The organism is Vibrio sp. V03_P4A6T147, from assembly GCF_002241085.1.
Taxonomy (GTDB): Bacteria; Pseudomonadota; Gammaproteobacteria; order Enterobacterales; family Vibrionaceae; genus Vibrio; species Vibrio anguillarum.
Genome location: NZ_NDIO01000193.1, coordinates 1 through 13,558, shown reverse-complemented (window position 1 = coordinate 13,558; position 13,558 = coordinate 1). Strand labels below are relative to the sequence as shown.

Here is a 13,558-nt window from a genome sequence, read left to right as displayed (position 1 = left end):
AAAGGACTACAGACACAAATGACTATGGTATTTCGGAGCCTCTTATTTGGCTTATTATTGAGTGTGGCAGGGCTAAGTGTGGCGGCAGAAACGGCGCAGACCAACGAGCTTAAAGGCATTGATTTTCGAGTCAATAAAAACAAAGACGCTGTATTGATTGTTGAACTCGCATCACCTTCGACGGTAGTTAATGTGCAGAAAGTGGCTGACGGTTTACAAATTGAACTGCTTAAGACGGATGTCTCCAATGAGAAACTGTATGTCTTAGACGTCAAAGATTTTGCAACCGTTGTTGAGAGTATCGAGGTATTGCGCAAAGAGCCAAGTACACAGTTACTGGCGACCATTCATGGCGAGTTTAAGTATGATTACAGCTTAAAAGGGAAATACCTTGAGGTGGTGATTGGCAAACTGAAAGAACAAGAAAAACCTAAGCCGAAGAGCATTCTTGAGAAAGAGGGCAAGCTTATCTCGATTAACTTTCAAGATATTCCTGTGCGAAATGTTTTGCAGCTTATCGCAGATTATAACGCGTTTAACCTAGTCGTCTCAGATTCGGTCACTGGTAACCTGACGCTACGGCTTGATGGCGTGCCTTGGCAGCAAGTGCTCGATATCATTTTGCAAGTCAAGGGATTAGATAAGCGTGTTGACGGCAATGTGATTTTAGTTGCACCTAAAGAAGAGTTGGATTTACGTGAAAAGCAGCAGCTTGAAAAGGCACGTTTGGCTGAAGAGTTGGGCGATCTGCGTTCTGAAATCATCAAAATTAATTTTGCTAAGGCGTCTGATATTGCGCAGATGATTGGCGGCGAAGGGGCAGTCAGCATGTTGTCTGAGCGAGGTTCCATCAGTATCGACGAGCGAACCAACTCACTGCTGATCCGTGAATTGGCTGAGAATATTGTGGTGATACGCCAAATTGTTGAATCGCTCGATATCCCGGTCAAACAGGTACAGATTGAAGCGCGCATTGTTACGGTCAACGAAGGTAATTTGGATGAACTTGGCGTACGCTGGGGCTTTACTTCGACCAATGGCAACAACACCGCAGGCGGAAGTATTGAAAGTAATTTATTCCAAGTGGGCAAATTGGGGGAAAGCACATTGCCCGTTGATGACTTCCTTAACGTAAACTTAGCGGCGACCTCTGCTAACGCCTCAAGTATTGCCTTCCAAGTGGCTAAGTTGGGGTCGGATATGTTGTTGGATTTAGAGCTTTCAGCGCTGCAACGTGAGTCGAAAGCGGAGATCATTTCCAGCCCTCGTTTGATTACGACCAACAAGAAACCCGCTTACATCGAGCAGGGTACGGAGATCCCTTATCTGGAGTCTTCTTCCAGCGGGGCAACGACAGTCGCCTTCAAAAAAGCGGTGCTGAGTTTAAAAGTAACGCCGCAGATAACGCCGGATAATCGTTTAGTGTTAGATCTCAGTGTCACTCAAGACCGGCCTGGGGATATTGTAAAAACAGGGACGGGAGAAGCGGTTGCAATTAATACTCAGCGTATTGGCACTCAAGTATTGGTCAATAATGGAGAAACCGTGGTCCTTGGTGGAATATTCCAACATAGCGTCAACAATACGGTGGATAAGGTTCCATTGCTTGGTGATTTGCCATTACTTGGTGCATTGTTCCGCCGTTCCTATGAGCAAGTGGGCAAAAGTGAGCTGCTGATTTTCGTGACACCGAAAGTCGTCATTCAATAACTTACGGCTGATATTGCGATTGGTTAAAAAATAAAGTTGCATTAGTGGCACCATATCTAGATAATTTCGGGTCTTATCACGAATCATCTGTGAGGAATAGGTGCCACGAGCGTCTTAACGGTCAGTATTATACTGGCTAATCTTGTGGCGATGTCATTGAATTAACGTTGTAAATTACTGCTAAACATGGCTGAGAAACGCAATATTTTCCTTGTTGGCCCAATGGGCGCCGGCAAAAGTACAATTGGTAGACATCTTGCTCAACAACTGCATATGGAGTTTTTAGACTCAGATACAGTCATTGAAGAGCGTACAGGCGCAGATATCGCATGGGTATTTGACGTCGAAGGTGAAGAGGGCTTCCGTAAACGTGAGGAAGCTGTAATTAATGACCTAACCGAGAAACAAGGTATTGTACTCGCAACAGGCGGTGGTTCTGTTAAGAGTAAAGAAAACCGTAATCGTTTATCTGCTCGTGGTATTGTGGTCTACCTTGAAACGACGATTGAAAAACAACTTGCACGCACGAACCGTGACAAAAAACGGCCATTGCTTCAAACAGACAATCCACGTGAAGTCTTAGAATGCTTGGCTGATGAACGTAACGATCTTTACGCTGAGATCGCTGATTTTACGGTTCGTACTGACGATCAAGGTGCAAAAGTGGTAGCCAACGAGATCGTAAAAATGCTAGAAGAACATTCCTAAGTTCTTTATTTTGGAGTGCAAACCATGGAACGGATTACGGTCAGTTTAGATGAGCGTAGCTACCCAATCTCAATTGGCGCCGGATTATTTAATGATCCGGCCCTCCTTTCTTTCTTATCGGCCAAACAAAAAGTCGTCGTCATCAGTAATGTGACGGTCGCGCCTTTGTACGCGGATAAAATCTTCGCCCTTCTTGCACCGCATGCTTGTAACGTCTCCTTGCTTGAACTGCCAGATGGCGAGCAGTACAAAACTTTAGATACATTTAACACGGTGATGAGTTACCTGCTGGAAGGTAATTACAGCCGTGATGTGGTGATCATCGCTTTAGGTGGTGGCGTGATTGGTGATTTAGTTGGATTCGCCGCAGCCTGTTATCAGCGCGGAGTCGATTTTATCCAAATACCGACCACGCTGCTTTCGCAAGTGGACTCCTCCGTTGGCGGTAAAACCGCAGTCAATCATGCTTTAGGTAAAAACATGATTGGTGCATTTTATCAGCCGAAAGCCGTCATTATTGATACTGAATGTTTGGCGACTTTACCTGCGCGAGAATTTGCCGCTGGTATGGCGGAAGTGATCAAATATGGCATCATTTACGATCATGATTTCTTTGTCTGGTTGGAAGAGAATCTCGATAAACTCTACGCCTTAGATGAGCAAGCGCTAAGTTATGCCATCGCTCGTTGCTGTCAAATTAAAGCCGATGTGGTCGCTCAAGATGAAAAAGAGTCGGGAATTCGCGCGTTGTTGAACCTAGGTCATACATTTGGTCATGCGATTGAAGCGCAGCTCGGGTATGGTAATTGGCTACACGGTGAAGCGGTTTCTGCCGGAACTGTGATGGCCGCTAAAACGGCGCAGTTACAAGGTTTAATTAACGATCAGCAAGTTGAGCGGATTGTTTCTATACTCAAAAGAGCAAATTTACCGATTCATACGCCCGAAAGCATGTCGTTTTCTGACTTTATGCAACACATGATGCGTGATAAAAAAGTGCTTTCAGGCGAACTACGTTTGGTGCTACCAACCAGTATTGGTACATCACAAGTAGTGAAAGGTGTACCCGAAGCGGTCATTGAACAAGCGATTGACTTCTGCCGCACCCTGTAAATCTTCATTGATACTAATTTGACAGTTGTCTGTCAGTAGGACGGCCTAATGAGTTTGGCGAATGAATTACGTATATTGGAATTAGATTCGCAAGTCGAGCTACTTGAGCGTTTGCAATTATTGACCAATTTTGGCTCAAATGTCATTACCGTTGGTGGTGGATTAGGTTTTGGTAAATCTTGGTTAGCGCAGCGTTATTTAGAAGCGTGGGCCGAAGATAAAAACCAATCGCTGTTGCTGTGTCATCCCAATCAAGATGACCAGCAACGTCGAGCGACCATTCTTACCCAAATCGTTTCAGGCCCGTTATTTAATCCTCACGATACACTTTCTGACAGCTTAGCTCGCCTGCTTGATGGTGGCGGTTGTGATGTGGTGATTGTTGTCGATGACGCTCATCTACTCTCTGAAACCTTAGTGTCTGAGCTATGGATGCTGGTGTTAGAAGCACAAGCCAATCCATTGTGGACCATCAATGTCGTATTATTTGCACAAGCCAATAGTCTTGATGCTTTGCTGACTCGTTTAAGCTACGGACAAGAGCATAAACCCGTAGAGCTTGAGATTGAAGCCCTAAGCAATGAAGAAGCGGATCGCTTTTTTGAAAATCTGGTCATGCGTTATGTACCCGATGAGATGGAGCGCCGCGTACGCAACGCTTACAAAAAGGTGAAACGCGTGCCTGGGGAAATCATGGCATTAGGAGAGCAGAAAATGGAAAAAAGGATCATCATCCGTTCGATTATCGGTTCTCCTGTGCAGATCGCTGCCTTGGTTTTACTGCTTCTGCTCATCATCGGTGGTGGTTACTGGTGGCTATTTACCCAGCCCTCACCCGATGAGCAAGCGTCGCAAATTACAGGCACACTCGAGCAGACGGTGATTCCGACGCTCGGGGATGCTGCTGCACCAACAGTCAATACGCTTAACGATGATTCAGCAACTGACGCCGCCAATAATGGGAAGGAGCTTGCGAAAAGTGACCCGAGTTATTTAGATGCTGAAGATGATTCCAGTTCGTTACCACCCGATGTGATGGAGAATTCAGAGAGCGTGGGCATAATTGACAGCGATCAGCAACGAGTGGTGATTGAGTCTGATGTTGTGGATGCGCTTTTGGAAGGCAATTCGACCAAAGCCGATACGTCAGTGATTAATAATGCACTTGCTGATGCACAAAACCGCACGGCGCAAACTGTGCCAGTAAGTGAGACTGCCACTGCCACTGCTGCTGCGCCAACGAAAATCACCTTCTCCTTTGCGAGAGAAGAACTCAAAGCCTTTTCGCCACGCAGCTATACTTTGCAATTAGCGGCAGTCAGTTCGCTTGCTGAAGCACAAAACTTTATTAACACCTACGCGCTGCAAGAAAAGGTGCGTATTTATCCGACAGCACGCAATGATGTGGAGTGGTACATCATCACCTATGGTAATTACCCAACCATCCAGTTTGCGCGTGATGCCGTTGAAACCTTACCGAAAGCTTTGCAATTGCAAGGCCCTTGGGCCAAATCGCTAAGCCAAGTACAGCGAGAGATTGATCGTGCGAAATAACGCTGAGCTTGACGCAAAAATATGTTACATTCCGCAGCCTTATTTCGTGGTTGAAAGATAGAGCAGTAAATGAAGAAGCAGCGTGCCTTTCTTAAATGGGCTGGTGGTAAGTATGGCCTAGTCGAAGAGATTCAACGTCACCTGCCGCCAGCGCGTAAACTGGTTGAACCCTTTGTTGGTGCTGGCTCTGTGTTCCTCAATACTGATTTTGAACAGTATTTGTTGGCCGATATCAATCCTGATCTCATCAACTTGTACAACCTGATCAAAGATCAACCTGAACTGTACATCACCGAATCTAAGCGTTGGTTCACGGCCGATAACAACCGTAAAGAAGCGTATCTCGATATTCGCAAAGAGTTCAATAAAACCGATGACGTACTGTATCGTTCGTTGGCGTTTTTATACATGAACCGTTTTGGTTTTAATGGGTTATGTCGCTATAACAAAAAAGGCGGTTTCAATGTGCCTTTTGGTTCTTACAAAAAGCCTTATTTCCCGCAAGCAGAATTGGAGTTTTTTGCCGAGAAAGCCAAGAAAGCGACCTTTATTTGCGAAGGATACGAAGAGACGTTTCGTCGTGCTCGCAAGGGCTGTGTTGTCTATTGCGATCCGCCATACGCGCCACTCTCTACCACCGCCAATTTTACTTCTTATTCTGGTAATGGCTTTTCGTTGGATGATCAAGCCTCATTGGCCGATGTCGCCGAAAAAGCCGCCAATGATCGTGGCATACCGGTACTGATTTCCAATCATGACACTAAGTTAACGCGCCGTTTATATCATGGTGCAGAACTTAACGTGGTCAAGGTTAAGCGCACCATTAGCCGTAATGGAGCAGGGCGCAACAAAGTAGATGAGTTGTTGGCACTGTTCAATACAGCGGAATGCGAAGGTTAACATTTCGCAGTTAAATCGGGTGTCGCGCTAGGATATCTTGGCCAGCTTAGGTAGAATTGCGGGCGAATTTTGCTCATCACGCATTTGCGCCCACTAGCCTAAGAGGTCAGGTATGAAAGATTTCCTAATTGCCCCATCTATACTCTCAGCAGATTTTGCTCGTCTTGGCGAAGATGTTGAGAAAGTGCTTGCCGCTGGGGCAGACGTTGTCCATTTTGATGTAATGGATAACCACTACGTTCCCAACTTGACCTTTGGTGCTCCGATTTGTAAGGCGCTGCGTGACTATGGTGTTACGGCACCGATTGATGTCCACCTGATGGTGAAACCGGTTGATCGCATCATTCCTGATTTTGCCAAAGCAGGGGCTTCGATGATCACTTTTCATGTGGAAGCTTCTGATCACGTTGATCGCACATTGCAATTGATCAAAGAGCACGGATGCCAAGCGGGTGTAGTGCTCAACCCAGCTACGCCACTTGCGCATCTCGAATTTATTATGGATAAAGTGGACCTCATTTTGCTGATGTCGGTTAACCCTGGTTTTGGTGGTCAATCTTTTATTCCGCATACGTTGGATAAACTGCGCGCGGTGCGTCAATTGATTGAGCAATCGGGTCGTCATATCCGCCTTGAGATTGATGGTGGGGTCAAAGTCGATAACATTCGTGAAATTGCGCAAGCGGGCGCAGATATGTTTGTCGCAGGCTCGGCTATTTTTGGTCAACCTAATTACCAAACTGTGATTGATGAGATGCGCGCAGAATTAGCCAAAGTGGCGCGCTAAGTCATAAGACTGACTACACCTCAATAATCACTACGCAACATACTTATAACGCAACAAGGGGCTTTGTGCCCCTTGTCTATTATTCGGAAGTTAAGATGTCTTTAAGCTCAATTAAATTAATCGCCTTTGATCTCGATGGTACCTTGCTCGACAGCGTGCCAGATTTAGCCGTAGCCGCCGACCAAGCGGTACAATCGTTAGGCTATTCATCAGTATCAGAAATGCAAGTGCGTGATTACGTCGGCAATGGTGCAGATGTGCTGATCGCTCGCTCACTTAGCCAAAGTTTAACCATCAACCCTGATCTTAGCGATGAGATCAAAGCCACCGCTCGTGAGCGTTTTGATGAATTTTATGCCCAAACGGGCCATAAACTGAGCCATTTATATCCCCAAGTGAAAGAAACCTTAGCGCAGCTACACAGTGCTGGATTCACATTAGCTTTGGTGACCAATAAACCGTCTAAGTTTGTACCTGACGTATTGGTACAACATGGTATTGAGCACTTTTTTAGTGATGTGATTGGTGGTGATACCTTCCCGATCAAAAAACCTGATCCAATGGCGCTTAACTGGCTATTGGATAAACATCAACTAACGGCCAAGGAAATGTTGATGGTTGGGGATTCGAAAAACGATATTTTAGCGGCTAAAAATGCGGGTTGTTATTCGTTTGGTTTGACTTATGGCTACAATCACGGTGAGCCCATTTCAGCTTCCAACCCTGATTACGTGGCGGACTGTATCGACCAATTGCTTGATGTGTTGCGAGTTTCAGCATAAAAGTTCACACAATGCGCTAGTAAAATACTCGTCAATGAGTACACTGCATAAACCGCGTTATCGCTAAATCAAGTATCACTTAGCGAATGAGCGCGGTTTTTTTTCACAGACATTTTCAGTCTTATCTCATTTTAAGTAGCAAGGAAATCATCCCTATGAGCAAACCCATTGTATTGAGTGGTGTTCAACCGTCAGGTGAACTAAGTATCGGTAACTATTTGGGTGCTCTACGTCAATGGCAACAGATGCAAGATGACTATGATTGTCAATACTGCGTGGTTGACCTGCATGCGATCACGGTTCGTCAAGATCCGAAAGCACTGCATGAAGCCACGTTAGATGCATTGTCAATCTGTCTTGCAGTTGGTGTTGACCCTAAAAAGAGCACGCTATTTGTTCAGTCACACGTACCAGAGCATGCTCAATTGGGTTGGCTTCTCAACTGCTACACGCAGATGGGTGAATTGAGCCGCATGACTCAGTTCAAAGACAAATCAGCACGTTATGCGAACGATGTGAATGCGGGCTTATTCGGTTATCCGGTGTTGATGGCGGCCGATATTCTACTTTATGGCGCGCACCAAGTACCCGTGGGCAGTGACCAAAAGCAGCACTTAGAGCTTGCGCGCGATATCGCGACTCGTTTTAACAACATCTATAGTCCTGAAAAGCCGATCTTCACCATTCCAGAGCCTTACATTCCTCAAGTGAACGCGCGAGTAATGAGCCTGCAAGATGCGACGAAAAAGATGTCTAAGTCAGATGATAACCGTAAGAATGTCATCACTTTGCTGGAAGATCCAAAGTCGATTATCAAGAAGGTTAATAAGGCTCAGACAGATACTGAAACGCCACCACGCATCGCTTTTGATACCGAAAACAAAGCGGGCATCTCCAACTTGATGAGTTTGTACTCTGCGGCGACAGGCAAAAGCTTTGCTGAGATTGAAGCGCAATATCAAGGTGTTGAGATGTACGGCCCTTTCAAGAAAGATGTTGGCGAAGCGCTGGTTGCCATGCTGGAGCCTGTTCAAGCTGAATACGCGCGCATTCGAGAAGATCGCGCGTATCTTGATTCAGTAATGAAAGCGGGTGCAGAAAAAGCCTCGGCCCGCGCTGCGATCACTTTGAAAAAAGCATTTAAAGCGGTAGGGTTTGTCGAGCGTCCTTAGTTTTTCCTGCGACAATCTAACTCCTTTCGCATTAAATAAAGCTAGGTTTTCCTAGCTTTATTTTTTACTTCTGCTTAATAAAATTTGATCTTTCTCTTTGTATTGTAGGCTTAGGTCTACACTTTAAATCATAACCATGATGATGAGTTTTGAACATGAGACGACTGCTGTTATTAGGATTGATGTTCATCTGTAGTGCCGCCGCCGCAGAGCCAGTTCGTATTTGTGTTGGTGATGTGAATGTTTGGCCCCCGTTCACCTATTGGCAGGGGAGCTCGTATCAAGAAAAAGCCGATTCCTTGACTGGCTCAGCCACAACGCTGGTGTTGGACGCATTAAAATCTCACAACATCGATTACCAGTTTTATTTTATGCCTTGGGCGCGAGTCCAACATGAACTGACGCAAGAGCGCGGTCGCTGCGATTTGACATGGGATGCAAGTTATCGCGCAGAAAGGGCTGAGTACAGCTATTTTTCGGTCCCGCTTTATACGATTCAACTCGGTTATTTTACGCTGCCAGACAACCATGAAGATTTAAAAGATCCATCCGTTGATGGCGTATTATGCGGAGTTAATGGCTTTAATTATGAGAATTTTGCGCTGTCTAGAGAACCCTCTCTCTATTTAAATTCCGTACAGCAAGCGCTGAATATGCTGCAAAAAGAGCGGTGTGATTGGTTTGTGAGTGAAATTGAACCCATTTATGGTGGAATTCAGTTGGGTCTATATAAAATTGATCGGCCAATCGTTCATCATTTTCTCGCTAGAAACAAGCCGTACCACGTGCAAGTTCGCCGTAGCTTAGAAAATTCGATGCCGCTGTTAAATCAGCTTAATGACTATTTTCTCGATGCGCAGCAAACTGGTCGCGCGCAGGCGGTCTTTGATCGCTACCTCTCTTTTAGCCAGCCACAATAATCAAACTAAGGTGTTTGTCGTGTACGGAGCACCTTGTTTGCTTTTCTTTTTAGAAAAATAAGACTTTTCACCTCACTGCAATATCACTGTCGAAAACCCCCTTTACCTTCTTTGTTGAAAGTTTGCGCTTAGTTCAAGTATTTGCTCTAGCTATGCGATGTTGATCTCGATATGAATGGTGAATGTTTTTATCTTTCATTTAAAAACACAACACTGTACGCGCAAATGGAATCAATCCCCTTTATAAACGTGATTTACAACACCTTGCTTACCACTTCGGTTACAGAGCAGGGAAAGAGGTGAACAATGGAATCGACACGAATTAAACCCTTTGGCCGAACATTACTCGCTGCGGCGATAAGCTCCACATTGGCTGTATCAGCTCAAGCTGAGATTATTATTTCTCAGTATGTAGAAGGCAGCAGCTTCAATAAGGCCATCGAAATTGCTAACACTAGCAATGCATCCGTCAGTTTAGACAATTTCATTTTAGCGAAATCAAGCAATGGCGGTGGGAACTGGGATACACAGTTGCCCCTGACTGGGCGAGTAATTGCCGCGAACGATGTGTTAGTGATTTCTCATGCCAGCGCCAATAGTGCTATCCAAGCGGTGAGTGATGAAAATGATGGCTCGGTGATTAATTTTAACGGTGATGATCCGGTGGCGCTGCTAAACAGTGATGGTAGCGTACATGATGTGTTGGGAGTGATGGGCGGCATTAACTGGGGCAAGGACACCACTTTAGTGCGTAATAGCGATAGCCTCACGCCCTCAGCGGCTTATCAAGCTGCGCAGTGGAGCGCGCTAACCAAAGATAATATTGAAGGGTTAGGCGCACTCGATGCCGTTGAGCCACCGGCTGAATTTACCTGTACTCAAGAGGGATCTGAGCCCACCTTCACCTCTATTCAAGCGATCCAAGGCGAAGGGCAAACCTCTCCTTTTATTAGTGGCTACCCTTACATCACCGACCAAGAATATTTTGTCAAAGGTGTCGTGAGTGCAATTACCACAGGGTTGACTAAAGGTTTTTATCTGCAAGCGTTGGAAGATGATTACAACTTAAATACCTCTGAAGGTTTGTTTGTTTTTACCGATCAATCAAGCTCAAGTTTAAAACCGGGGGATGTGGTTTGTGTGAAAGGTAAAGTACAGGAGTATTACAACCTCACACAGCTTAAAGTCGAAAACAACCAATGGCTAAAGCAAGGTGAGCAAGAGGCTCCACAAGCGACCGCGATAGAGATTTTGTCCACCGATGAGAACTTTGAGCACACATTAGAGCGTTATGAAGGCATGTTGGTAAAAACCACACCAGAGCTGGATATGCGTGTGACGCGCACCTTTGGTTATGACTATGCTTCTCGTCGCAATAACATGGTGTTAGCGCAAGGTCGTATTAACATGCAGCCGAACCAGCTATTCGCTGCGGGCTCTGAGCAAGCCAAACAGCAGAGCATCGAAAACGCGCAGCGCCGCTTGTTTATTGAATCAGATGCGAAAGCCGCCGATGGCCAAATTCCGTACTACCCAGAGTTTGGTCGCAGTGATATTGATCAAAATGGTTCAACGGAAGATTACATCCGCATTGATGACAGCATCATAGGTTTAGAAGGTGTGCTCTCATTCGGTTACAACGAATATCGTCTGATTGTGACCAATTCGCTCAACCAAGAGAATTTCGTGCGCAATGATCCTCGCAGCGAGAAACCGGATATCGATGAAGGCGATCTGCGCATTGCCACATTCAACGTGCTTAACTATTTCAACTCGCCGTTTGGCGGTGATGCAAATCAGCATGGTGATAATCGTGGTGCTAATAACCTTGCAGAATTTGAACTGCAGCAAGCGAAGATCGTCAATGCGATTGTACGTTTGGATGCCGATATTGTCGGTTTGATGGAAATTGAGAATAACGGTTTCGGTGCAGGTTCGGCGATTGCGCAATTGGTCAATCAGATCAACAGCCAGATCTCGGATAAGAAAAAGCATTACCGTTTTGTCGCGATTGACTCAAATAATGATGGCGTGACCGATGAACTTGATTCTATTGGCACGGATGTGATCACCACAGGAGTGATTTATCGTGAAAAAGTAGTGAAGTTGACAGAGAATCGTGTAATTCCAATGCCAAGCCAGCAAGCACCAGAAGTGTTGGATGACAAAGGCAAAGTGATTGAAGATGGTAAAAATTACCAGCGTGACACGCTTGCACCGACCTTCAAAGTTAAAGGTGGCAATGAGAAAATTACCGTCGCGGTTAACCATCTAAAATCCAAGGGTTCGGCATGTTGGGAAGATGCCGCACCAGTTGAACAAGGTGGGCAAGGCGGCAAAGATCTTGATTTTCAAGGTGCATGTGAACAATTCCGTGTCGCAGCTGCAGTTGCTTTAGGTGAAGCGTTACAAAAAATAAAAGGGCATAAAGTCATTTTGGGTGATATGAACTCTTACGGTATGGAAGACCCGATGCTCGTATTGACCGACTACAGCCCGGAGAAGTATGGCAAAACCATTCGTGCGGCACGTAATACTTACATTGCAGGTACTCCTCAGTTTGGTGATGATGGCGCGTTGATTACTCACAATTATGGGTACCTTAACGCTGTGGCGATAAAACACCCAGAGAGCTGGAGTTACTCATTTAATGATGAAGTTGGCGCACTGGATCATTTGTTGGTCAGCAAAAGTTTGAAAGGCAAAGTGGTGGATGCGACCGATTGGCATATCAACGGCGGTGAATCGACACTGTTTGATTACAACAGTGAATTCAAAGGCGATTTACCTAAATATCAAGATCATTTCCGCGCATCTGATCATGATCCTGCCGTGTTAGAACTGAACATCTATGGCGGTTCATTCGGCCTAGGAGCACTCTTCTCATTACTCGGCTTTGGTATGTGGCGACGTCGTCGTTAAGGCTTAAAGTGCGCCCCGTTAACTGACGGGGCGTTTTTGTTTTGCTCAAGCTCGGATTTTTTCAATTAAATAATCAATAAATAGCCTTACTCGTGGCGCAAGGTGGTGACGGCTCGGGTAAAGAATGTTCATGGTGTTATCTGATAGATAATAATCTGGAAAAAGCCTGACGAGGTTAGGATCATTGATTTCGTCAGCAAGAAAATTGGCAATCAAGCCGATCCCCATGCCTTGTTGTACCATTGACATCGCACCAAGCGGCGCATTGCAGATATGTTTAGGGCGGGTTTTGATGTCGCATCTCCCCCCCTTTGGATTGATTAGCGTGACTTTATCTTGAGGAAGATTCAATAAAGTTAACGCAACCCATGGGTGCTGCTCTAAATCTCGTAGTTTCCTTAATAAAGGTGCACTAGCTAAGTATTTTTTACTGGCGTATATCCCCATTTTAAAAGGCATTAATTCGCGGCCAACCATTGAGCAAGATGTCAGTTCACCCATTCTGATCAGCACATCTAATTGTGTGGCTACTGGATCTTGTAAACCATCTTCGAGTTGAATATCAAACAGCACATTGGGGTAACTCTCAGAAAATGTTGAAATCAGCGGACTTAAAATATAGCTGCCGACATCAATGGTTGTACCGATCCTAATCACGCCTGCCACATCGGTAGAAAAATGCTGGACGGCCCGTAGAGCGTCTTCTGCCAGCGGTAAGAGGCCATTGGTATGTTGATAAAATGCGTGCCCTTCAGTCGTTAGGCTAACTTTACGGGTAGAGCGATGCAGTAAACGTACGTTAAGATGTGATTCTAGCAAGCTAACTTGCTCGCTCACTTTCGATTTTGCTATACCTAACGATTCACCAGCCGAGGTAAACGAACCGTATTCAACCACTTTATTAAAAATGGCAATACGTTTTAACTCACTCAACATAATTGTTCCCTTATTGGTAACCTTTCGTTCTTGTTTTGTTATCTAGTCAACCTT

11 protein-coding genes are annotated in these 13,558 nt (G+C 45.3%); 10 read left to right on the top strand and 1 reads right to left on the bottom strand.

All coding sequences use genetic code 11. The features are described from left to right. Positions 1-24: 24 nt before the first annotated feature. From B9J84_RS07780 to B9J84_RS07735, 10 genes are all read left to right on the top strand, one after another. Positions 25-1,710 (top strand): type IV pilus secretin PilQ, encoded by a 1,686-nt coding sequence (locus B9J84_RS07780; protein WP_370685857.1) that lies wholly within the window; start codon positions 25-27, stop codon positions 1,708-1,710. Positions 1,711-1,896: 186 nt separating this feature from the next. Continuing rightward, positions 1,897-2,418: a shikimate kinase AroK gene (gene aroK, locus B9J84_RS07775; protein ID WP_010317691.1), complete on the top strand. Its 522-nt coding sequence runs from the start codon at positions 1,897-1,899 to the stop codon at positions 2,416-2,418. A gap of 24 nt (positions 2,419-2,442) precedes the next feature. Then, positions 2,443-3,531, top strand: coding sequence for a 3-dehydroquinate synthase (gene aroB / locus B9J84_RS07770; protein ID WP_026027426.1), 1,089 nt, complete (start codon positions 2,443-2,445; stop codon positions 3,529-3,531). A 48-nt stretch (positions 3,532-3,579) separates the two neighbouring features. Beyond that, positions 3,580-5,085: an AAA family ATPase gene (locus B9J84_RS07765; RefSeq protein ID WP_094123882.1), complete on the top strand. Its 1,506-nt coding sequence runs from the start codon at positions 3,580-3,582 to the stop codon at positions 5,083-5,085. A gap of 69 nt (positions 5,086-5,154) precedes the next feature. Next, positions 5,155-5,985 (top strand): Dam family site-specific DNA-(adenine-N6)-methyltransferase, encoded by an 831-nt coding sequence (locus B9J84_RS07760; protein WP_013855892.1) that lies wholly within the window; start codon positions 5,155-5,157, stop codon positions 5,983-5,985. 112 nt (positions 5,986-6,097) lie between these two features. Then, complete coding sequence (rpe, locus tag B9J84_RS07755; RefSeq protein WP_013855893.1) at positions 6,098-6,772, top strand: ribulose-phosphate 3-epimerase; 675 nt, start codon at positions 6,098-6,100, stop codon at positions 6,770-6,772. 95 nt (positions 6,773-6,867) lie between these two features. Further along, a complete protein-coding gene (locus tag B9J84_RS07750; RefSeq protein WP_026027427.1) occupies positions 6,868-7,554 on the top strand; it encodes a phosphoglycolate phosphatase in 687 nt (228 codons plus the stop codon). A 155-nt stretch (positions 7,555-7,709) separates the two neighbouring features. Next, entirely contained in the window at positions 7,710-8,726 is a 1,017-nt protein-coding gene (gene trpS / locus B9J84_RS07745; protein WP_013855895.1) for a tryptophan--tRNA ligase, read from the top strand. A gap of 155 nt (positions 8,727-8,881) precedes the next feature. After that, positions 8,882-9,646 carry an ABC transporter substrate-binding protein gene (locus B9J84_RS07740; RefSeq protein WP_088718007.1) on the top strand — a complete coding sequence of 255 codons (765 nt, stop codon included), beginning with the start codon at positions 8,882-8,884 and terminating at the stop codon, positions 9,644-9,646. 306 nt (positions 9,647-9,952) lie between these two features. Then, entirely contained in the window at positions 9,953-12,568 is a 2,616-nt protein-coding gene (locus B9J84_RS07735; RefSeq protein WP_094123881.1) for an ExeM/NucH family extracellular endonuclease, read from the top strand. 45 nt (positions 12,569-12,613) lie between these two features. Here the strand turns inward: B9J84_RS07735 and B9J84_RS07730 are convergent, their stop codons facing one another. Further along, on the bottom strand, positions 12,614-13,504 hold the full coding sequence (locus tag B9J84_RS07730; protein ID WP_094123880.1) for a LysR family transcriptional regulator: 891 nt from the start codon (positions 13,502-13,504) through the stop codon (positions 12,614-12,616). Between the last annotated feature and the right edge of the window lie 54 nt (positions 13,505-13,558).

Excerpts from the sequence above, each read along its gene's own strand:
- B9J84_RS07780 (WP_370685857.1), top strand. The coding sequence starts at position 25 with ATGGTATTTCGGAGCCTCTTATTTGGCTTATTATTGAGTGTGGCAGGG.
- aroK (WP_010317691.1), top strand. The coding sequence starts at position 1,897 with ATGGCTGAGAAACGCAATATTTTCCTTGTTGGCCCAATGGGCGCCGGC.
- aroB (WP_026027426.1), top strand. The coding sequence starts at position 2,443 with ATGGAACGGATTACGGTCAGTTTAGATGAGCGTAGCTACCCAATCTCA.
- B9J84_RS07765 (WP_094123882.1), top strand. The coding sequence starts at position 3,580 with ATGAGTTTGGCGAATGAATTACGTATATTGGAATTAGATTCGCAAGTC.
- B9J84_RS07760 (WP_013855892.1), top strand. The coding sequence starts at position 5,155 with ATGAAGAAGCAGCGTGCCTTTCTTAAATGGGCTGGTGGTAAGTATGGC.
- rpe (WP_013855893.1), top strand. The coding sequence starts at position 6,098 with ATGAAAGATTTCCTAATTGCCCCATCTATACTCTCAGCAGATTTTGCT.
- B9J84_RS07750 (WP_026027427.1), top strand. The coding sequence starts at position 6,868 with ATGTCTTTAAGCTCAATTAAATTAATCGCCTTTGATCTCGATGGTACC.
- trpS (WP_013855895.1), top strand. The coding sequence starts at position 7,710 with ATGAGCAAACCCATTGTATTGAGTGGTGTTCAACCGTCAGGTGAACTA.
- B9J84_RS07740 (WP_088718007.1), top strand. The coding sequence starts at position 8,882 with ATGAGACGACTGCTGTTATTAGGATTGATGTTCATCTGTAGTGCCGCC.
- B9J84_RS07735 (WP_094123881.1), top strand. The coding sequence starts at position 9,953 with ATGGAATCGACACGAATTAAACCCTTTGGCCGAACATTACTCGCTGCG.
- B9J84_RS07730 (WP_094123880.1), bottom strand. The coding sequence starts at position 13,504 with ATGTTGAGTGAGTTAAAACGTATTGCCATTTTTAATAAAGTGGTTGAA.